22 protein-coding genes are annotated in these 19,414 nt (G+C 44.6%); 5 read left to right on the plus strand and 17 right to left on the minus strand.

Annotated features, from left to right (window positions below; translation table 11 throughout):
- Nucleotides 1–4: 4 nt before the first annotated feature.
- From BREVNS_RS02730 to BREVNS_RS02800, 15 genes are all read right to left on the minus strand, one after another.
- Entirely contained in the window at nt 5–1,777 is a 1,773-nt protein-coding gene (locus BREVNS_RS02730; protein WP_483427530.1) for a V-type ATP synthase subunit A, read from the minus strand.
- Between the two features lie 10 nt (nt 1,778–1,787).
- Nucleotides 1,788–2,480 carry a coenzyme F420-0:L-glutamate ligase gene (locus tag BREVNS_RS02735; RefSeq protein ID WP_483428061.1) on the minus strand — a complete coding sequence of 231 codons (693 nt, stop codon included), beginning with the start codon at nt 2,478–2,480 and terminating at the stop codon, nt 1,788–1,790.
- A 1-nt stretch (nt 2,481) separates the two neighbouring features.
- Complete coding sequence (locus BREVNS_RS02740; protein WP_483427531.1) at nt 2,482–3,072, minus strand: hypothetical protein; 591 nt, start codon at nt 3,070–3,072, stop codon at nt 2,482–2,484.
- Nucleotides 3,073–3,080: 8 nt separating this feature from the next.
- Nucleotides 3,081–3,383, minus strand: coding sequence for a V-type ATP synthase subunit F (locus tag BREVNS_RS02745; protein ID WP_483427532.1), 303 nt, complete (start codon nt 3,381–3,383; stop codon nt 3,081–3,083).
- A 27-nt stretch (nt 3,384–3,410) separates the two neighbouring features.
- Complete coding sequence (locus BREVNS_RS02750; RefSeq protein ID WP_483427533.1) at nt 3,411–3,863, minus strand: ATP synthase subunit C; 453 nt, start codon at nt 3,861–3,863, stop codon at nt 3,411–3,413.
- 127 nt (nt 3,864–3,990) lie between these two features.
- Entirely contained in the window at nt 3,991–4,344 is a 354-nt protein-coding gene (locus tag BREVNS_RS02755) for a YncE family protein (RefSeq protein ID WP_483427534.1), read from the minus strand.
- 202 nt (nt 4,345–4,546) lie between these two features.
- Complete coding sequence (locus BREVNS_RS02760) at nt 4,547–7,837, minus strand: FecR domain-containing protein (RefSeq protein ID WP_483427535.1); 3,291 nt, start codon at nt 7,835–7,837, stop codon at nt 4,547–4,549.
- A 4-nt stretch (nt 7,838–7,841) separates the two neighbouring features.
- Nucleotides 7,842–8,408, minus strand: a complete 567-nt coding sequence (locus tag BREVNS_RS02765) for an RNA polymerase sigma factor (protein WP_483427536.1) — start codon at nt 8,406–8,408, stop codon at nt 7,842–7,844.
- Between the two features lie 70 nt (nt 8,409–8,478).
- Entirely contained in the window at nt 8,479–9,195 is a 717-nt protein-coding gene (locus BREVNS_RS02770) for a hypothetical protein (RefSeq protein WP_483427537.1), read from the minus strand.
- A gap of 68 nt (nt 9,196–9,263) precedes the next feature.
- On the minus strand, nt 9,264–9,617 hold the full coding sequence (rplT, locus tag BREVNS_RS02775) for a 50S ribosomal protein L20 (protein WP_483427538.1): 354 nt from the start codon (nt 9,615–9,617) through the stop codon (nt 9,264–9,266).
- 21 nt (nt 9,618–9,638) lie between these two features.
- Nucleotides 9,639–9,836, minus strand: coding sequence for a 50S ribosomal protein L35 (gene rpmI / locus BREVNS_RS02780; RefSeq protein WP_483427539.1), 198 nt, complete (start codon nt 9,834–9,836; stop codon nt 9,639–9,641).
- Nucleotides 9,837–9,850: 14 nt separating this feature from the next.
- Nucleotides 9,851–10,423, minus strand: a complete 573-nt coding sequence (infC, locus tag BREVNS_RS02785) for a translation initiation factor IF-3 (protein ID WP_483427540.1) — start codon at nt 10,421–10,423, stop codon at nt 9,851–9,853.
- 95 nt (nt 10,424–10,518) lie between these two features.
- Complete coding sequence (gene thrS, locus BREVNS_RS02790) at nt 10,519–12,450, minus strand: threonine--tRNA ligase (RefSeq protein WP_483427541.1); 1,932 nt, start codon at nt 12,448–12,450, stop codon at nt 10,519–10,521.
- A 132-nt stretch (nt 12,451–12,582) separates the two neighbouring features.
- Nucleotides 12,583–12,996 (minus strand): hypothetical protein, encoded by a 414-nt coding sequence (locus BREVNS_RS02795; RefSeq protein ID WP_483427542.1) that lies wholly within the window; start codon nt 12,994–12,996, stop codon nt 12,583–12,585.
- 116 nt (nt 12,997–13,112) lie between these two features.
- Nucleotides 13,113–13,643 (minus strand): hypothetical protein, encoded by a 531-nt coding sequence (locus BREVNS_RS02800; RefSeq protein WP_483427543.1) that lies wholly within the window; start codon nt 13,641–13,643, stop codon nt 13,113–13,115.
- A gap of 261 nt (nt 13,644–13,904) precedes the next feature.
- On the opposite strand from BREVNS_RS02800, the gene BREVNS_RS02805 reads away from it, so the two are divergent.
- Genes BREVNS_RS02805 through BREVNS_RS02820 form a run of 4 tightly spaced genes read left to right on the plus strand, consistent with a single transcriptional unit; the run spans nt 13,905 to nt 16,752 of the window.
- On the plus strand, nt 13,905–14,285 hold the full coding sequence (locus BREVNS_RS02805) for a tetratricopeptide repeat protein (protein WP_483427544.1): 381 nt from the start codon (nt 13,905–13,907) through the stop codon (nt 14,283–14,285).
- 9 nt (nt 14,286–14,294) lie between these two features.
- Nucleotides 14,295–15,251, plus strand: coding sequence for a lysophospholipid acyltransferase family protein (locus BREVNS_RS02810; protein WP_483427545.1), 957 nt, complete (start codon nt 14,295–14,297; stop codon nt 15,249–15,251).
- A gap of 42 nt (nt 15,252–15,293) precedes the next feature.
- Nucleotides 15,294–15,848: an ECF transporter S component gene (locus BREVNS_RS02815; RefSeq protein ID WP_483427546.1), complete on the plus strand. Its 555-nt coding sequence runs from the start codon at nt 15,294–15,296 to the stop codon at nt 15,846–15,848.
- A complete protein-coding gene (locus BREVNS_RS02820) occupies nt 15,841–16,752 on the plus strand; it encodes a M14 family zinc carboxypeptidase (protein ID WP_483427547.1) in 912 nt (303 codons plus the stop codon). Before BREVNS_RS02815 ends, BREVNS_RS02820 begins: the two co-directional genes overlap by 8 nt.
- 422 nt (nt 16,753–17,174) lie before the next feature.
- Here BREVNS_RS02820 and BREVNS_RS02825 read toward each other — a convergent pair whose 3' ends face one another.
- Together BREVNS_RS02825 and BREVNS_RS02830 are read right to left on the minus strand one after the other, a co-directional pair.
- The gene (locus tag BREVNS_RS02825; RefSeq protein WP_483427548.1) at nt 17,175–17,846 is read right to left on the minus strand and encodes a hypothetical protein; all 672 of its coding nucleotides are present in this window, start codon (nt 17,844–17,846) and stop codon (nt 17,175–17,177) included.
- Complete coding sequence (locus BREVNS_RS02830; RefSeq protein WP_483427549.1) at nt 17,843–18,655, minus strand: DNA-methyltransferase; 813 nt, start codon at nt 18,653–18,655, stop codon at nt 17,843–17,845. Before BREVNS_RS02830 ends, BREVNS_RS02825 begins: the two co-directional genes overlap by 4 nt.
- Before the next feature lie 199 nt (nt 18,656–18,854).
- On the opposite strand from BREVNS_RS02830, the gene BREVNS_RS02835 reads away from it, so the two are divergent.
- Nucleotides 18,855–19,400 carry a flagellar basal body-associated FliL family protein gene (locus BREVNS_RS02835; RefSeq protein ID WP_483427550.1) on the plus strand — a complete coding sequence of 182 codons (546 nt, stop codon included), beginning with the start codon at nt 18,855–18,857 and terminating at the stop codon, nt 19,398–19,400.
- Nucleotides 19,401–19,414 lie beyond the last annotated feature (14 nt).

Consider the following 19,414-nt stretch of genomic DNA (forward strand, 5'->3'; position numbering starts at 1 on the left):
TCTCCTAGAGATATTCGGTTTCTATCTCGGCAAACTCCTGTTCCATCGCCTGTCTCAATCGATCAAGACCGGACAAATCCTCATTGGGAACCGTAAGCTTTGCCCTCATAATATCGCTAAAACTCTGCATCTCACGAATTTTGAAAAGAGGAACCCCCTGTCTCACCAGTTCCTCAGCCTTGCGCTTAAAATCAAGGATCAGACGAAGAAGCGCAATCTGTTTCTCCGGTGTGGAATAGGTGTCCACAGGATCATAGGCAGACTGCTGAAGAAATCCTACCTTGATGAGACGGGCTATATCAAGATAGAGCCGTTCTGTATCCGGAAGGGCATCAGGACCAATGAGTTTGACAATCTTCTGAAGCTTGTCCTCTTTCTGGAGAATACCATACGCTTCCAGTCGAATAGTTCGATACTCAGGATCCACCTGATTGACCCACCACTCCTCACATTCCTCGGCATACTCACTATAACTGCGCATCCAGTTGATAGAAGGGTAATGCCGACTCGAGGCAAGCGCCTTGTCAAGCTCCCAGAAACAACGCACGAAACGTTTGGTATTCTGGGTTACCGGTTCAGAGAAATCCCCTCCCGGAGGAGAGACAGCCCCAATGGCACTAATAGAAGCCTCTTCCCCACAAAGGGTGACAAAGTTTCCCGCTCGCTCATAAAAAGCGGCAAGCTTTGAACCAAGATACGCAGGGAAACCTTCCTCCGCCGGCATTTCTTCAAGCCGCCCGGAAAGTTCCCGGAGTGCCTCAGCCCACCGCGAAGAAGAATCAGCCATAAGCGCCACATCATAACCCATATCCCTGTAGTACTCCGCCAACGTAATCCCTGTATAAATTGACGCCTCTCGAGCCGTCACAGGCATATTTGAGGTATTGGCTATCAAAATAGTACGTTCCATCAAAGGACGATTGGTCTTGGGATCAATGAGCTTGGGAAAATCCTCAAGCACCTCGGTAATCTCATTTCCCCGCTCCCCACACCCAATATACACAATAATATCCGCATCAGCCCACTTGGCCAACTGATGCTGGGTGATCGTTTTTCCTGTTCCAAAACCACCCGGAATGGCCGCCGTTCCCCCTTTTGAAAGGGGAAAAAACATATCTACAATTCGCTGCCCTGTGAGAAGGGGTTCTTTGGTATCCAGACGCTTCCGAACAGGACGAGGAATCTTCACCGGCCACCGATGAAAAAGAAAAAGCTTCTCCGTGATACCCTGAGAGAGTTTGATCTCGGCTATAGGCTCCTCCACCGTGTACTGCCCAGCCTCTGCTATCCAGACAATTTCTCCCTCTAACCGGGGAGGAACAAGAACCCTGTGTTCCACAAGGGGCGTTTCAGGCACATGCCCGAGCACCGTCCCCCCAGAAACCCTTTGCCCAGCACTCACCTTGGGAAAGAATTCCCATTTTCTGGTCCTCGAGAGAGCAGGAACATTGATACCACGCCCAATATAGATCCCGGAAATTTTGGCTATCTCTTCAAGTGGTCGTTGAATGCCATCAAAGACATTCCCGATGATTCCAGGGCCCAATTCAACCGAAAGTGGAAGCCCGGAATGCCATACCTCATCCCCTGGTTTCACCCCTGACGTATCCTCATATACCTGAATAACGGCCTCTTCCCCCCTGATATGAAGCACCTCTCCAATCAGCCTCAGTTCCGAGACATACACCACCTCCATCATCTGGAGCCCAATCTCAAGATGAACAGAAACCAGTGGCCCATTGACCCGTGTCACCCTTCCACAATAGGCATGTTCCATACTTCCCTCTTTATTTTACCTGACGAATAATTCCTATAGGCGTTTGCTCCTTAGACTGCCCCAAGGGATTATCCCTCAGGATAGTATAATAAAGGTCCTTGTCTATTTTTTTGTCTGAAACCCCAAGAATTTTTCCCCCTAGATCATTGAGATCCACAATAAGCACAGGAACCCTGATCTCTTCGCTTATTTCTTTGGCTACCTTATTTGGCTTATCAGGCCCAAGAACAACATACTCATTATACGGAGGAATGGTATTGGGAGTAGGCCCGTCAATAGAAGACGCTTTGTAACCGGCAATACGATAAAAATCCCCCTTTCTTCCAAGTGGTTTGGTCACTGCGGCTACCGCTGCCGCTAAAAGAATCCTCCACACTCCGCATTCTCGAATGGCCATCTCCATGGTTTCAGGTATCCCAAGCCCTATCCCATGTTTGGTCTTCGTCACAAAACGAGAAAGAAACACCGCTAATTTCCTTGGATGAATGGTCTTCACAGGAAAAGCCCTCCCCTGACTGACCGCTACTATCTTCTCTGTAATAAACAACACATCTCCCGGCTGCAAAAGAGGAAGGGCATAGGTTTTCACCACATCCACAAGATTCTCACCCGGCATGACCACATGGGTTTTCACAGGAATACGCTCATACACCTTCCCATTCACCGTGACCTGAAGGTTTTTCCCGGGGTTGGGCTGCACCATTTCACTCATGATTCTCTCCTATATGCCTATAAATCCACTGTATCATCTCCGGACGAAGCACCTCCCGGATCTGCTCAAAGGAATAATCAATCTCCTCCTCATGATAACGACAAATTACCCCCCCGGAAAGAAGACGAGAATTCTCTCCCTTCAGCACAAGCCCTGAAGCCCTCTGAATCTCCCCAAACAAAGCCATATCTCTCTCATTCAAGAGAATAGTAAGCTCTTTTGTCTCCCAGATACGAGCCGATTTCTGAATACACCCCACAAGAAACCTGATATACTCATCCTTTTTTTCAAGGAGAGCCGAAAAAACCTCATCCATTGTGGTTTCAAAAAGCCGAAAGGATTCTTCATAGAGATACTTTTTCTTCTGCTGATCAATCAGGATATCCACATGCAAATGCTCATTTTTGGCCTCCCTCTGAATCTTCTCTTCCCAGAGAGCGAGTTCTTTTCTCTTCCACTCCTCAAGAGAGGCTTTCTTCTGGGCTAAAATCTGTCCTGCTTCATACTCAGCCTGAGAAAGAAGATGATTCCTCGTGGTATCAAAAGACTCCTTGATCGAAAAAAGCATCTCCTCTAAGGACATCTTCCCTCCTAAATCTTGACCCCTAAACTGGTACGGATATACTCCGAGAGAGTAGCCACGACCTCTCCTGTTTCTCCCTCAAGAGGATCAGGAAGAGCTAACACAAGAGGGGGAGTTCTCGAGACCTTTTTGGCTAAAATCTCCTCTCGCAAAGCCTTTTCCACCCAGAGAGGAAGAAGAACCAAGGCCACCCCTTCCTGTTTCAGGATGGTTTTCCATGCCCCTAAGGCTTCTTCAGCTGAAGAAACCTCCCAGCCACGAAGCCCTCCCAGGGCCAAGGCCTGAACAAACTCCCGGTGGCCGAGTGTCACCACTTCCCCTTTCATACAAGGAAAAACCTACAGCTTCTGCAAAATAAAAAGGGCCACCACGAGTCCATAGATAGCAATACCCTCGGCAAGCCCCACAAAGATCAAAATATTTCCAAAGAGTTTCGGATTCTCAGAAAGAGCTCCCATACCAGCTGACGCCGCCATTCCCACGGCAATTCCACCCCCAAGGGCACCCACAGCCACCGCAATAGCCGCAGCCAAAAGCCCCATTCCATAACCAGGAGTGGTTTTCTCAACCGCCACAAGATGCGTATCTGTTGTCGAACCCTGCTCCTGCGCATACACAGGCTGAGTGGCCAAAAATCCCACCACTATCAATACATTAAAGATGGTCACACCCCGCGAAATAAGCTGCAAAAGAAAACGACTTTCTTTCACCTCTCTGTCACTTCTCCCCAGACGAATACCTGCCAAAAAAAGACCAAAGACCACCCCACAAACAAGGAAAACAAAAACCATACATCCTCCTTTTTCTCCTTTCTGCTATGAGTATACCACGGAGAGAAATTTCTCGCAAGTTTTTCACCACAAAAAAATACAGGCCTACCCAAAGGATAGGCCTGTACACTCTTTCTTTCAATACGGTTTACTTTTTCTGGGGGACCTCATTCACCAACTTCACCACCGCCTTCTTCTTGAAGACGTATGCTCCCTCAGGATGAACAGCAAGACCCTGCGCTCCACTGCCTGCGTTATACGACCAGAGGGTCTCTCCACCAGGCCCAAAGGCTTTCATCTGACCGGTAGCATCAAGGAGATAAATCTTTCTCTTCTCCACCTGGAAAGAGAGAATATCAGATGCCATGCTGAGCTTGCTTCTCGTCTCTCCAGAGAACATATCAATCACCTCAAGCCTGTTTTTGTTCACCACGTAGAAAAGCTTTCCTATGGCAAGGGGTTTTGTGGCAAAGGTAGCTCCCGGTATCTCCCTTTCCCACATAATATCCCCAGTCAAAGCATTGATTACGTTTCCAACAGGAGACCTGAAAGAGAGAGAAAAGGATAAAGAAGTTACCCCTGGCTCAAAAGATTTTTGTCAACTGTAGTATACAGGGAACATTTTAGATAAACAAGTTTTTTCTGGGGAAAGTACCCTTTTTAGGCCATAAAACAGGGCAATAAGTACGTACCATCCCTATGTTTTATATCACATCCTGCCAGTAGACACCATCGATAGCCTCATCACGATTATAGTAGTAATGCAAACGCACAGCAAGAACATTGGTTGCCCCTTCTCTTTTCCATACCCCTACATCCATTCTCTGGTTTATGGTTCGCATCACCCGTTCTGCCCTTGAGGTTGTTCCTGGCAAACCATCTTCACTGTCACAGGCGAACATGTCTTTTTGAGCACGAAGAAGATAATAAAAACAATGTTTGCGCCCTTTTTCGTGAAATAAGTCAAGAAGATTCTGAATATGCTGTCTGCGCTCGCTTTGATAACCAAGTCTTGTTTGCCAGTCATTTTTGTACCCCAAGAAACAGGCTTTCCCTGTTTCAGCGACAATATTTGTCCACTCAGAAGAACGATATCTCACTCTATCAAGACGAAGAAAATACTTCAATTGATAACTTACATGCCACAAACATCGTTGAAAAACGATACCGGGATGTTTGCCCTGGTTAATCCCTGTATCTCCATCGACAACAAGAAAAAACCGAGAAAAAGAGTGTTTTTCTTGAATGGGCTTAAGAAGTTTGTCCCAACCTGCATGGTAATTATCCACAAGAAGGCCTGCTATTCTTGTATTTTTTCCTGTCAATGGGGAGGCTTGTTGCCTCTCCTGCAAAAGAATTTTAGCTTCTTCTCCTTTTTTCTTGCCCTGAACAGGAATACCCGTCCCATCGGCTTCTCCACAGGGTTTTTCTTTTTCTGAGATACTGAAATGTATCTTTCTCCCAATATTTTGAAGGTTTTTCCAGAGGGTGCTAAGACCTATTTTATACCCTGTGAAGGAAAGAATACGAGCGGCCACTCGATAGGTGGTAAGAGCCCCGGCTAAAGCCACTCTGTAGATATCTTTCAGGATTTGCCTTTTTCGCTTTTCTACACCAAGAAGAGATCTTGTGAGAAAAAGTTTTCTTCCACACTTTTTGCATTGAATTTGGAGCTGAGGAAGAGTGATCTTTCCAAAGGGCATCAGAACAAAAACAGTGTTTTTTCCATGCTTTGTTTTCCATATGAAGTGATGTTTTTCTCCGCATGTACAGGTGATACGACCTTCTTTTATTTCTTTTTCTGCCACTTCTACAGAAATCTGATGAACAAATGACTCAAACACTCCTTTGATGGCCTGGAGAAAAACCACCACTAACGTCTCAAGTTTTGTGTCAGGGTAGTCGATAGTCAAAGTGAAGGTGAATTCTTTACGCATGGGTTCCTCCTTGTGTCCTATTATCGGCCAGGGAGGAACTTTTTTTTGCTTTTCCTCATCTTCCCACTGCAGGTCTCCTGAAAAAAACGTTACCAAAGCATTGAGGCCAATGAGTTTTCCCTGAATGGGCAACACGACTACCTTCTTTTCCCCTTCGGAGAAACCATAAAGAGGCAACACAAACCGCTTGCCCAGATCCTTTCTCCAGAGTTCAGCCCTGTTTTCTGTATCATAGCCTACCACTATACCATTCTCCTGAGCGTACACCAAAAGCTTGTTGTCAACCATCACAGGAGAAGCATACATCTGTGCTGTCGCCTCAATAGTGAATACAGACTCTCCTGTATCCATACTCAGCACATAAATCTTATTCTGCACCACGGGCATAATGAGGTTATTTCGAGCTATTGAAAGCCCCGTCCACGCAGGACTCTTCGGCAGTTTCACCGACCACTTCTGATTTCCGTTATAATCGTAGCCATAGACCACTCCATCATCATCACGGGCAAAAATACCCCGAGATGTAGCCACAAGCGGAAAATCATAGGTATTCCCTTTACCAAGTACAAAGCTCTTGATCACCTCTCCCTCAAGATTCATAATCACAATCCTATTTTCCACACTGCAGACAATCCTGTCCGCCTCCGGTCCACCACGATCAACCACAATCATCGTGGGAGAAACATCCTCAACAAAGGGTTTTTCCCATTCCATATCCCCGGGCTTGGGAAGAGGCTTCTCGGGTTCCTGATTGGTCTGAGGAACCTCCGCCACCATTTCATTAGTATCCATTGCCTCACCTGAAGCAAGAGCCGTCAATTTCACAGAAATATTAGTAGGAGAGGTAATAGTTATCTCCTGAGAAAGGGACTCGTAACCTTCTTTCTCAAAAACAACCGTATAGACAGTATCACTATCAAGAATTTTTGAAAGTGGAGCCTTCCCCAACTTTGTGCCATTGAGAACTACCACTGTCCCAGGCACATCGGAAGAGAAACCAACTCTCACACGTTTCTTTCCCACAGGCTCTTTCTGTCGGACACTCTCAAGAATTTGCTTGGCCTCTTCGGTGATTTCATTTTTCTGCACCACTACCTCAACCACAGAAGAGGCATTGGACGCACTCTTGCCTGTCACGTCTTTGGCCACCTCTTCCACCACGGTTTGTTTCACCGCCTCTACTTTTTCTACGGTAATTGGTCCTTCTGTGGCTGCTTTTTGCTCAATCACCTCTGCCACCTTTTGATTCACCTGCTCTACGACCTGCTTCTCAAGAACCACCTCTTCGTTTGCCCCAACCTCTACAGGAGAAGCCACCACCTCCTGAAGAACCTCATAGGCTTTGGCATCAAGTTTGGCTTCTTCTTTTGCCTTTTCAAGAGAGGTAACCTTCGGAGCCACAGCAACCTTTCCCTCTACGACGGCTACCTTCGTATCCCCCTCTTCAGAGACACTCACCATAAAGACGGTTCCACGAACAGCGGCCACGGCCGTGGAGGTTTCCACCTCAAAGACTTCACCTTCTTTGAGTTTCTTTGGCTTCAACCCCATGGTTCCCTTATCCACGTGAATCTTGGCCTGAAGACTTCCCTCCTGATTGACCAGTTTAGCTACTAACATCTCGGTATTGGCCTCAAGCCTATAAACACCCCGTTCAACAATCTGAAGTTCACACGCAGATTCATTCCCTGTCCGTAGAGTATCCCCCATTTCCACTACATCATCTACCGAAACCTCTCGCCAGGTGTCAGAACCCATCTTGCGAACCTGGACGTCGCCAATGGTCATTGTCACCAAAATGGCCTCACCCTGATTGATTTTCTCGGTCTTCTGGTACTGGAAAAACCAGCCCATCCCAAAAATACCCCCTACCACAAGCAGCACAACCACGCCCAATACCATCACAAGCCGAAAGGGAGACTTCGTCATATATGCCTCCTTTTTTTCTTTTATCTCTTTATAACGCTGCCAGACCGAAGAGGGATCACCCTGCCAGTCAGTATAGACGGCTTCTTTCAGTCGCTTTTCAAGAGAAGAAAAATCCAGACTTTCTCTCATACACCTATCCTTCCTTCCCATATTCTTTGAGAAGTTCCATCGCCTTTTTCAGGCGATTATGCACCTGTCGTACAGAGATATGAAGAATCTCCGCAATCTCAGCAAACTCCATTTCCCCATACACCCTGAGAATAAGAACCATCCGCAATTTCTCAGGTATTCTATTTATAATACGCTGTATCTCATCCCGAAAGTGAAACGTTTCTAAAAAATTTTGTTTTTTCCCTTCTAAAGTTTCTGACATTTCATCAATATCTTGATAGATATGTCGCTTTTTCTCTCTATATTTATCCCGAATGGTGTTGAACACGATTCGCATAAACCAGACCTGAAAGACTTCCTCACTTCGAAACTGATGAGCATGAAGAAGCAGTTTCAAAAAGGCATCCTGAACAATATCCTCCGAGTCATACTTATCAAGTCCATAAAAACGAGCAAGATTATACGCTCTCTGATAATACCGGCGATAAAGTTCATCAAAATAGCCACGGATACCCTCATCAGCAGGATTTTCCTTCTGGAGCTTCTGAATCGTTTTCAGGATCTCTTCATCGGTCATGGTTTCAAACATGTTCCAACTCCCCGTATCGACTTATCGGAACCCTACCACCAAAAAGTTTATCTTCTTCCTATGAAATATTTCAAAAATTATATTGAACAAATACCCCTCCTATTCCCTCTGTCCCATAACTCACCTCATACCCTCCCCGCCACGAACCAAAAAAGAAAGTGGCTTTATGAAAGAAAAGTACACCAGTTCCCCACGGAAAATCCCCCCAGGAAAACCACGAAAGGATACCTCCGGCAACCAATAACCTCCACGAAGAAAACCGAAAAAGATAATCCCCCACAAGCTGAGCTACAACTCCATCATCTTTCATATCCATATCAAGCAGGGTCTCTTCTGATCGATATTCACTCACGTACACCAAAGCCCCATGTAGCCATACAGGCCACCCCATATAACTCATCATCATCCCCCCACGCCACCCAAGGGCACCTGTGCTATAGGGGAAATAACTCACCACCCTTTCTCCTACGCGACGTATCCCCGCTCTCGCCGAAACCCCCGTTGGCAAACGAAGTCCACCAAGCAAAAGTCCACGCCAGTGAAAAGAATCATCCCGAAAAACCACCCCCCGAAAATCCACCGTTACATCCCCGAGAACATGGTCTTGCCCCTCCCAGTGCCACACAGGAAGGGCTATATCCACACTGGCCTCAGGGGTGGGACTATACAAAAAGGTGGCTTCATACAACCAGAGAAAAGGTGACCAGTTCACTGCCGTTGTCTCAAAACGCACACACCACTGATTTTCCTCACCCATGTAGGGAGAAAAAGAAGAAAAAGGGAGCATGTCGCTCCATAGAGAAACAGCTCCCACCATAAAAATCACAAGACCTAAGGATATTCTTTGGAAATAAGTCATCCCACATGTTTTTTGGCCAAGGCCACTAACTGCTTCATCCCCTCAGGATTCTCAATGGCCATATTGGCAAGGGCTTTTCGGTTCAACATCACATTCGCCTTGCGAAGCCCTTCGATGAAGCGATTGTAAGTCATGCCCTCCTGTCTCACAAAGGCATTGATACGTACAATCCACAGAGAACGGAAATCTCTCTTTTTGAGTTTCCTGTCCCTGTACTCATACGCCATGGCGTGCATCACAGCTTCTTTGGCCACCTTATACCGAAGCTTGCGAGCACCATGAAAACCCTTGGCTCTTTTCAGGATTTTTTTGTGACGTTTGCGTGTAGTCACACTTGTTGAAACTCTCATATCCTTCCTCCAATCGTTGCCTTACAGGTAAGGAACCATCTTCTCAATACGGGACACATCACCTTTATAAACCAGTGCCTTGCCACACAAACCCCTCTTCTGCTTGGAAGACTTGTGTGTCAGAAGGTGTCTTCTATAGGCTTTGGAACGCAACAATTTTCCCGTCCCGGACTTGGAAAAGCGTTTTGCCGCAGACTTTTTTGTCTTCAACTTGGGCATACAATGTCCTCCGTTTATTTTTTTGCTTTGGGATTCAAAACAAACACTATCTGTTTCCCCTCAAGCTTGGGGGGCTTATCGGGAGTTCCCCACTCCTTCATAGCCTCTACAATCTTGTCGGCAAGATCAAAGCCAATCTGGGTATGAGCAAGTTCACGTCCCCGAAAACGAATCGTCACCTTGACCTTGTCCCCAGCCTCAAGAAACTCCTGCATCTGTTTCGCCCGATAGGAAAAGTCATGATCCGCTATCTTGGGCTTGAACTTCATTTCCTTGACTTCCACTATCTTCTGATGCTTTTGAGCCTCTTTGGCCTTTTTCTCCTTCTGGTAAAGAAACTTGCCGTAATCTATCAACTTACACACAGGGGGATTGGCCTGTGGAGCAATCTCTACCAGATCCACCCCCAATTCATCGGCTTTTGCAAGCGCTTCTTCTATCGATACAATCCCGAGTTGCTCACCCGTCCCCGATACCAACCTCACCTCTTTGGCGGTGATTTCGTCGTTGATACGGAGCTTATCTTCCTTGGCGTTAATACAAAACCTCCTTTTACTGATACTTTTTCTGGAACTGTATTGTAACACAAAATCGCAAAAAAATCAAATTTAGCCCCCTTTCAGGGAATTTTGTCTTTTTCTGAGTGAGGAAAACAAAACCTCCCCTCAAGAGCTTTTTTCTCTTACTCAAGCCCAGGGAAGCGATTCTGCCGTTTCAGTTCCTCTACAAGCGTTTCAAGGGAAACACTTCCTTTGTCTCCCTCCTCACGGTGACGCACCGAAACCTTCCTTTCAGCGGCTTCTTTTTCTCCCACTACTAACATATAGGGTACCTGTTCAAGCTGGGCCTGACGAATCTTATAGCCGAGTTTTTCACTGGAAGTGTCAACCGTTACCCGAATCCCGGCCTTTTCAAGAGCCCGTTTGACCTCAAAGCCATACTCCACAAACCGATCAGAAACAGGGAGTACCGCTACCTGCACAGGGGCAAGCCAAAAGGGGAATTTCCCTCCGTAGTGCTCTATGAGAATGGCGATAAATCGCTCAAGGCTTCCTAAAATAGCCCGATGAAGCATAATCACGCGATGGGGTTTCCCATCTTCTCCCACATAGGTGAGATCAAACCGCTCCGGGAGATTCATATCCAGCTGGATAGTTCCACATTGATGGGTTCTCCCAAGGGCATCCTTGAGATGATACTCTATCTTGGGCCCATAAAAAGCCCCTTCTCCCTCCTGGACCGTGTACGCAATACCACTCTCCTCAAGGGCCGCTTTCAGGCTTGAAGTGGCCAACTCCCACTGCTCATCCGTTCCCATGGACTTTTCAGGACGTGTTGAGAGAGCCGTCGAGTAGCTAAACCCAAAGGTACGATACACCACATCAACAAGCTCAATAATCTCCCGAATAGCATCCTTGAGCCCTTCAGGGGTGGTAAAGATATGGGCATCATCCTGCGTAAACCCACGCACACGAAGAAGTCCCTGCAGAACCCCCGAACGTTCATAGCGATGAACCTTTCCAAATTCGGCTACCTTGAGCGGAAGCTCACGATAGGAGTGAAGCTCTTCTTTATAGAGAAGCATCCCTCCAGGACAATTCATCGGCTTGATAGCATAATTTTCGCCATCCTTCTCAAGGAAAAACATGTTCTCTTTGAAGTTTTCCATGTGCCCCGAAATCCTCCAGAGATCATCCTTGAGCATGGTTGGCGTTTCGACCTCCACATACCCCAGCCGACGCTGATGAGCCCTCATAAATTCTATGAGCGTATTTTTCAAAACCACGCCCTTTGGCTTCCAGAAGGGAAGACCAGGCCCCTCCTCATGAAAACTGAAAAGCCCGAGTTCCTTTCCCAACCTTCGATGGTCTCTCTTTTTGGTTTCCTCAAGGAGATGGAGATAGTTTTCAAGGTCTTCTTTGGTGGCAAAGGCCGTTCCGTAAATACGGGTAAGCATGGGATTCTTCTCATCCCCCCTCCAGTAAGCCCCTGCCGTATGCAAAAGCTTAAAAGCCTTCAGAAAACGGGTATTGGGAAGATGTGGCCCACGACAAAGATCCACAAACTCCCCCTGCCGATAAAACGAAAAGGTTTCACCCTCAAGATCCCGAATAATCTCTGCCTTGAACGGCTGATGGTTTTTCTCACACCATTCAAGGGCCTTCTCACGAGTCATCTCTTCCCGAACCACAGGAAGCTTTTCTTCGATAATCTTTTTCATTTCACTTTCAATAGTGGGCAAATCCTCATCCCCTATCGGTTTCTCCAGGAGAATATCATAATAAAAACCATTTTCAATGGTTGGACCCACCCCCAACTTGGCACCGGGATAAAGCCGAAGAACCGCCTGAGCCATCACATGAGACGCGGTATGACGCATCACATCAAGCCCCTCCGGAGACGAAAGGGTTACCAGTTCGACGGTATCAGCAGGTCCAAGAGAGAAAGAAAGATCCACAAGCACCCCATTTACCTTCAGAGCGACGACCTGAGAAAGAACAGCAGCCACCCCTAAGGTAGAAGCCTCATCCTGATGTTCTTTATAGTACTTGAGAATCCCAAAACCATCACTCACATCAAGTTTCACCGTTTTCCCTTCATACACTAAGTTCATCGCCAGCTCCTTTTTTCAAGATAGAATTATAGTATAAAGCAAAAAAAAGAAAAAGGGAAATTTTTGAAAAATGAAAATGAAGAACTACAAAAAAAGGCAACCCACTTCTCAGGTTGCCCTTCTTTCTAACTTTTATTTCTCGATCAGTCTTCCTTTTTTGACAAGCCCTATTTGCTGGATCTTGGGATCCATCGACTTCATAAAAAGCGCCTCATTCAGGTAAAGAACTTTCGTCTTGCCTTCTTTGTTTATAAGGACATACTCTATGACCATCTGGTTGCTTTCCACAACCTCTCTTGAACCAAGAAGATAAATCTCATATCCCTTGTTCACACGAATACCTGTCGTATCCGCAAATCCAGGAGCAACCATGGTAAGATTGGTCGCGGATGTTGTGAGTGCCCGATAATACGCAACCACCTTGGTAGCATACGTATCCACAGAATTTTCCACCACAATCCGTGTGACCCAGATCCCGAGAATCACTAAAACCACAAGAATCCCTGCAGCCACAAGGATTTTGCCTGTATTGTTTTTCTTTTCCATATTGTCCTCCCTTCTTCTCTTTACGTAATAGTATAGCATCACCTACAAAAAATAGCAAGTTTTCTTTTTTCACAAAAAATCAATTCTTTCTCATCTCTTGTTCCCTTTGTTCCCTATCAAAATCTCACATCAATACTCACCCCTACCACAGGATTAGTAATATATTCTATCGCGGTTGGAAACAATCGAATATCTGGTATCCTTTGCCACTCCAGAACAAAAGGTTCTGTTTTTGTATCCATTGTCGATTCAGGAGAAAGCACGAACTCTATAGGGTTATCATCGCCTTTCCAGGGAAAGGCCACTATTCCTAAAGAAAAGGTATTTTCCATATTTACTTCTGCTCTCAAATCGGAAAAGGTCATACTTGAATCAAATCGAAAGAATATCTTCCAGAAAAGACCATACTCATGTCTTTGGAGTAACAAAAAACTTCGCACCCCTTCTTCATTTCCTTTCCATGGAACAAAAGAGAAACGATTAGAGAATCCTTTATTTTCTTCCCCATATTGGCAACGAATAATATCTTCCTCATTGAGAACAAAAAATGGAAAGGAATAGGAGACCATCTTTTTGCCCACAACAACAAAAAACTTTTTTTTCGGAAACAAGTACCCATCCATAGCCCAGATATTCTGTATTTTCATTACTCCCAGAAATACTCCGACAAGAGTATACATCCACTTCTTTCGAAAAGAATATAAGAAAAATCTCCTTTTCATCCCTCTCCCTAGCCTGATATTACGTAAAGTATAAGGAAAAACCAAAAAAAAATCAAAAGAAAACCATAAAATCGAGACCCTTGCACGGGTGTTTGTCCCCTGAAAATGTCCCAGATAAGGATTCTCAGTTTATTTGCTTTCTCTTCAATTTTGTCTTACAATAAAAGGACTTCCAAGGAGGAAACCATGCAAAAATCTCTTCTGTTGTTTCCGGTGCTTCTTTTGGTTCTGGCAGGCTGTGGCAATCGTTCCCTGGTCAAAGAAGATCTCAAGTCGCTTGCTGCCAATATCCTGATGGATAGGGCGGCCGAACGATACAGTCTCTATGATTATAAAGGGGCTCTCGCCTATTATCAGGCGGTCATTGATCATCATCCAGACAAATACGAAGATGTCGCCTGGGCTCGATATGAGATTGGCTATATCTACTACGTCCAAAAAAAATACGACAAAGCCAAAGAGTATTTCGAAGCCGCCGCTTCTACCCCTCAGGCTCCCCATGGAGTCATCATCCTCTCTGAAATGATGCTCAAAAAAATCCCCGCAAAAACACAAAAAACATCCTGAGGCAGAGCGGTGGGCAAACGGAAAATCAAACCTTTCGAATATGTGGGCTATCTTGTTGAAGCCCTTCTTGTCATTCCCTTAAGCCTTGTGGTCGCTCTTTTGCCACGGTGGGCGGGGTATGCCCTTGCTGATGCGTTAGCCCTTCTTTTTTTCGCTATCGACAAAAAGAACAAAAAATGGGCCTACGAAAATCTCAAGATCATCTTTGCTGAGAAACCCCTCTCCCAGAAAGAAGCGGACGACCTCGTCAAACGAACCTACAGAAACCTCGCTCGTGGAGGGTTTGAGTACTTCAAACTCTGGCAAATCAACGCCAAGAATGCGGACAAATTCGCTTACTATGAGAATTACCACCATATCGAAGCCTGCCTTGCGCAGGGAAAAGGGATCATTGTCGTTACCTGCCATCTTGGAAACTGGGAGTACCTCGGAAGTATTCCGGCCAAAAGGGGTGTCAATCTCGCCGTAATTATCAATAGACAATTCAATCCCTTCACTGATGCCTGGCTTAAATTTATCCGCGAAAAATGGGGTCGTATCAAATGCTTCTACAACGAAGTGGGGGATATGAAGGGCATCGTTCGTCATCTGAGAGAGAACGGTATTATTGGCGTGCTGGCTGATCAGACCTACTATTTCAAACCCATCTTTGTCCCTTTCTTTGGAAAACAAAGCGCGACCGCTGATGGCCCTGCGAAACTTCATCTTCGGTATGGGGCTCCTATTGTGATGGCTTTCAGTATCAGAGAACCAGATGGGCGATACAGGCTCACCTTTGAAGCCCCTTACGTCCACCCAAAGACCTCTGATTTTGAGAGGGATGTTCATGAGGTAATGACCTACATCAATAGCCGCTATGAAGAGTATATCAGGAAGTACCCGGATCAGTGGTTTTCTCTTCTCCACCCCAGGTGGGAGAGGACAAAACCAGAGGACTTTGCTGATATTGACTGGGATCCCTTTTGATCACCAGTTCGCCTGCAAAAAAGACATCATTGGAGGTTTGTTATGGAAAAAGAAACCCGATCTTTTGCTATACCCTTTCCTCTTCCCCTGAAAACCTGGCAAACATGGGTAGGAGAGGCTCTTTTCTGGGCAATGGCTGTCCTTGTCCCTCTTTTGGGGCACTTCTTCCACTGGAATGTGAGGGCTGTTCTTCCCATGCACTGGGTGATTCTCCTTTCAGGGCTCGTGTACGGACAAAGAGGAGGGCTTCTTGCAGGACTTCTCTCGCCGGCTCTGAATACCCTTCTCACAGGCATGCCTGTGCCGTCTCTTCTCCCTGCGATGACACTGGAAATCGGGACATACGGCTTTGTGGTGGGCACTCTTCGTGAAAAGGCTCGCTGGAATAGCTTCCTGAGTGTTTTTGTGGCTCTTGTAGCCGGCCGCATAGTATTTCTCGGATATAGTCTTCTTTTCCACACGTATCAGGGAGAATTTCTTCTCTGGGCCTGGAATACCATCAAAGTCGGGCTTCTCAGCGCCTGTCTTCAGGTGATTCTCTTGCCACTCATTGCCTGGGGAGTACTCCTTCTCTTGAAAAACAACTCGCATGCGTAAAACCCTCTGGCTTTTTCTTCTGCCCACCCTCTTTGGGTGGGCCGATGCCTATACGTCACTTCGACAACTCTTTGACTTCGATGCCTATGAACAACGGATCCATCACCTGACCAACTTTTCTCACGTGAGGGTTTTTTCGATAGGAAAGAGTCACGGGGGACGGAATCTCTGGATGATAGAGATCAAACCATCTCGGCCTAACCGTTCAGTCATCCTTCTTGTGGGAAGCGCTCATCCTATCGAATGGCATGCTCAGGAAATACCGATGCGACTGGCTGAATATTTTGCCGCTCATCCTGAAAAGCTTTCTATGACCTGTTATGTTTTGCCCATCTTCAACCCTGACGGTTTTGCCTATATGAGGGTGATCCCGGTTTTTTATGCAAGCAACAGAAAAAACCGGTATTTTCCTCCAGAAGAGAGACGACCATCTGTTTATACCGCAGGGGTAGACCTCAACAGAAACTTTTCCTACCAATGGCAAAAAGTCTCCGATGATCCCACCCATCCTTACTATAGCGGACAATCCCCGATGAGTGAACCAGAAACAAAGGCTCTTGAAAAGTTCGTGTCTTCTACTCCCCTCTCTCTTGCCATCTCCTTTCATTCTCCAGGCAATACTGTCCAGTACCCCTGGGGCTACACCAAGACCCCACAGACCAATACCCGCCTTGTCCAGCTCGCCCACTGGATGGCAAAGACTATTGGAAAAGGATACAGGGCTGTCCAGGATAGTGCCAATTACCTCAAACCTGGCTGTGAGATAGACTGGTTTTATGGGGAGAAGGGAATTCTGGCCGTCCGTATCGAGGTGTCAAAAAAACTCATTGACACCTCTCTCGAAGATTATCCGGCTATCCAGAATATGGTGGAACAGCTCGTCATACAAAGTGTTTTGCCGTAAAAAGGTGTGCCCCTCTTTTTCAATACCCAAGATCATTTTTCTTACTAAAAAAACATTTTTTCTTTTCCAAGTCTTCCTCAATATCTCCAAAACAATCATAGGAGCATATGAAAATATCCATATTGAGACCCTTGCACGGGTGTTTTCTTCCCCTATCTGGGTCAGGGGCTACGCCCCTGAAACCCCGCTTTTTCCATTTACAAGGGCTTATTTGTCTTTTTTTGTTCAAAGGAATAGTTTTATTTATTACGTTAAGGAACATTTTTATACTATTTTTTGTTTTTTACTACTTTTTTGAGACCTTCGCACATTCGTGCAAAGGTCTCATATTGTATTTACAAGAAAATCTTTTGAGACCTTTCCCAAATAGATGAGGGTGTTAAAATGAAAATTTATATCAAGATTCTATATCACAAAGATAACTAAGATATCTCTTTCTTAAACTCTAGACAATACTCCTCACCTATATCTATACTTTCCAAATCTAACAACACCTTACTTTTTCTAGAATTGCCATTTGAATTCCTAAAATCTTGCTGAAAAGAACCACATTCTTGCAAAATTTCATTGGTAATTTCTATAAAAACAATCTGTTCAAGAGAAAATGAAACCTTCCGCAAACGAGACCAAGCCCCTCTCTTTTCTCTTTCCAAAGAATATTTAGAAGGTCCTCCTTTTAACTCTTCGTGCCACTGTTGAAAACTTCTATTTTCATCATTATATTCTACCTCTCCAAGAGATAAAATTAAACCAACTTTACCATATTTTTTTATACCCTCTTCAATTGCCTCTCTATCATTGACAATAACTTGATGTGCACTTGTATTAATAGCATGGGCCTTAAAATCCCATGGAATGTTCCAGAAGGCATCAAAACTTGTTCTACCATACTGTGGACCCGGAATACGCATTCCCTCTACATTCTTCAAATATTTCTCACATAAAAACTGAAAATAAAAGCCAATCCATTCCATTTGTTTCCACTGATTATAGTTATTATTTTTCATTTCTAAAATGGCATCTTTCCCTTTCCACTGCCGAGGAATATCTTGAAGAAATCCCTTCAACTCTCTAACCATTTCACCAAATGTCATTTTTGTTTTACCTCTTCGAATAAATTTAACACGTATTGTTCATCTTTAATCCGATAAACATTTTCATCTAAGCGTTTCTTAGCAAAAGCATAATAATCGGGAACAATTTCAAATCCTATATATTTCCTATTCATCATTTTGCTCACAACTACCACCTGTCCTGACCCCAAAAAAGGATCCATAACCACATCTCCTTCCTCACTCGAATACATAAGAATTTTCTTTATCAATTCAGCTGGTAATTTAGTAGGAGTTTTTTTATCCCCTGTCCAATATTCCCTGTTGATAATCCAAACATCTTCCTTATCTTTGTAATGTAAAGATCCTCCTGTCAAATCACTCTCGCCTTTTTCGTACCTAGCATAAGGAAAAAATTTTCTCTTTTCATCATTCTTACAAACATATAAACAATGATAATGTGAAGTCACATACTTTCTTTTAGTAATTACTCCAAATTGATATTTCCATATAATATGATTTACAGTTACAAATCCTATTTCATCAATAGCTATTAAAATATCTTTGAGGTTGTTCCACCCAGAAAAAACATACATACTTCCAGATTCTTTAAGAACTCTATAAACTTCTCTCATCCATTGAAGAGTAAAAATCAGATAATCTTCCTTTTTTATTTCATTATACCCCTCCAAAACTCTATGCGCAGTCCGATTATAATTTGTTCTCTTGGCCTTAAAATCTATAGCAAAAGGAGGATCTGTAATTACTAAATCAACACTTTCATCAGGAATATATTTCATCCCTTTAATACAATCCATATTGTAAATTTCATTAAAAACAATTTTATCCATAAGGACCTCTATAAACATATTCTATGAAAAGTCTCTAGATATATATTATATTTCTTTTTGCTCAAAAAGTCAAAAATCATATTCGCTTGCTTTTTCCCCTTTTTTAGTGTAAAATAAACAAAAGATTTTAACCCATCTCAATTTTTGCCGATAGTATGAATAAGGGCTACGCACCTGAGATTCTACAAGGAGGAAGACCATGGGTGAAAACGAAGATGTCCGCCTTGAGGACGAAACAGAGTCTCCAGAAGCGGCTGCGGAAGAGGCGAGAGGCTTTTTTCTTGGAAAACTGATAGAGTGGATCCTGTCCAACATGATTACCGTGATTGTGGCTGTGGTATTATCCGTGGTGGTTTCGTTTTTTATCATGAATTCCATTATGTCCAAAAAGAGTGAAGAGGTGTACAAAACGGTAAAAATCACCCCAAAACCGGCCCCATTGGCCATTTTCATGTTAGATGATTTCCGTATCAATACAGCCGATATTGATGAACCTCGCTTTGTACGTGTGAAAATCAATCTTGCCTACAACCAGGGAAACAAACAACTCCAGAATGAACTTGTTGAACGAAAGGTCCAGATTCGTGATGTTGTGCTCAGGATCTTGAACAGGAAGGAAAAACGGGATATCGACACGGTAGAAGGCAAAGAACGCCTCAAAGAAGAGATCAAAAAAGAAGTCAACAACATCCTCATTAACGGTGAAATTGAGGATGTTTACTTTGACGAATTTGTGATATCATAAAAAGATAGAGGGAT

Source organism: Longinema margulisiae (assembly GCF_025266855.1).
In the GTDB taxonomy this organism is placed as follows: Bacteria; Spirochaetota; Brevinematia; order Brevinematales; family Thermospiraceae; genus Thermospira.

Excerpts from the sequence above, each read along its gene's own strand:
- BREVNS_RS02730 (WP_483427530.1), bottom strand. The coding sequence starts at position 1,777 with ATGGAACATGCCTATTGTGGAAGGGTGACACGGGTCAATGGGCCACTG.
- BREVNS_RS02735 (WP_483428061.1), bottom strand. The coding sequence starts at position 2,480 with ATGGTGCAGCCCAACCCCGGGAAAAACCTTCAGGTCACGGTGAATGGG.
- BREVNS_RS02740 (WP_483427531.1), bottom strand. The coding sequence starts at position 3,072 with ATGTCCTTAGAGGAGATGCTTTTTTCGATCAAGGAGTCTTTTGATACC.
- BREVNS_RS02750 (WP_483427533.1), bottom strand. The coding sequence starts at position 3,863 with ATGGTTTTTGTTTTCCTTGTTTGTGGGGTGGTCTTTGGTCTTTTTTTG.
- BREVNS_RS02755 (WP_483427534.1), bottom strand. The coding sequence starts at position 4,344 with ATGTGGGAAAGGGAGATACCGGGAGCTACCTTTGCCACAAAACCCCTT.
- BREVNS_RS02760 (WP_483427535.1), bottom strand. The coding sequence starts at position 7,837 with ATGAGAGAAAGTCTGGATTTTTCTTCTCTTGAAAAGCGACTGAAAGAA.
- BREVNS_RS02765 (WP_483427536.1), bottom strand. The coding sequence starts at position 8,408 with ATGTTTGAAACCATGACCGATGAAGAGATCCTGAAAACGATTCAGAAG.
- BREVNS_RS02770 (WP_483427537.1), bottom strand. The coding sequence starts at position 9,195 with ATGCTCCCTTTTTCTTCTTTTTCTCCCTACATGGGTGAGGAAAATCAG.
- rplT (WP_483427538.1), bottom strand. The coding sequence starts at position 9,617 with ATGAGAGTTTCAACAAGTGTGACTACACGCAAACGTCACAAAAAAATC.
- rpmI (WP_483427539.1), bottom strand. The coding sequence starts at position 9,836 with ATGCCCAAGTTGAAGACAAAAAAGTCTGCGGCAAAACGCTTTTCCAAG.
- thrS (WP_483427541.1), bottom strand. The coding sequence starts at position 12,450 with ATGAACTTAGTGTATGAAGGGAAAACGGTGAAACTTGATGTGAGTGAT.
- BREVNS_RS02795 (WP_483427542.1), bottom strand. The coding sequence starts at position 12,996 with ATGGAAAAGAAAAACAATACAGGCAAAATCCTTGTGGCTGCAGGGATT.
- BREVNS_RS02800 (WP_483427543.1), bottom strand. The coding sequence starts at position 13,643 with ATGAAAATACAGAATATCTGGGCTATGGATGGGTACTTGTTTCCGAAA.
- BREVNS_RS02805 (WP_483427544.1), top strand. The coding sequence starts at position 13,905 with ATGCAAAAATCTCTTCTGTTGTTTCCGGTGCTTCTTTTGGTTCTGGCA.
- BREVNS_RS02815 (WP_483427546.1), top strand. The coding sequence starts at position 15,294 with ATGGAAAAAGAAACCCGATCTTTTGCTATACCCTTTCCTCTTCCCCTG.
- BREVNS_RS02820 (WP_483427547.1), top strand. The coding sequence starts at position 15,841 with ATGCGTAAAACCCTCTGGCTTTTTCTTCTGCCCACCCTCTTTGGGTGG.
- BREVNS_RS02825 (WP_483427548.1), bottom strand. The coding sequence starts at position 17,846 with ATGACATTTGGTGAAATGGTTAGAGAGTTGAAGGGATTTCTTCAAGAT.
- BREVNS_RS02830 (WP_483427549.1), bottom strand. The coding sequence starts at position 18,655 with ATGGATAAAATTGTTTTTAATGAAATTTACAATATGGATTGTATTAAA.
- BREVNS_RS02835 (WP_483427550.1), top strand. The coding sequence starts at position 18,855 with ATGGGTGAAAACGAAGATGTCCGCCTTGAGGACGAAACAGAGTCTCCA.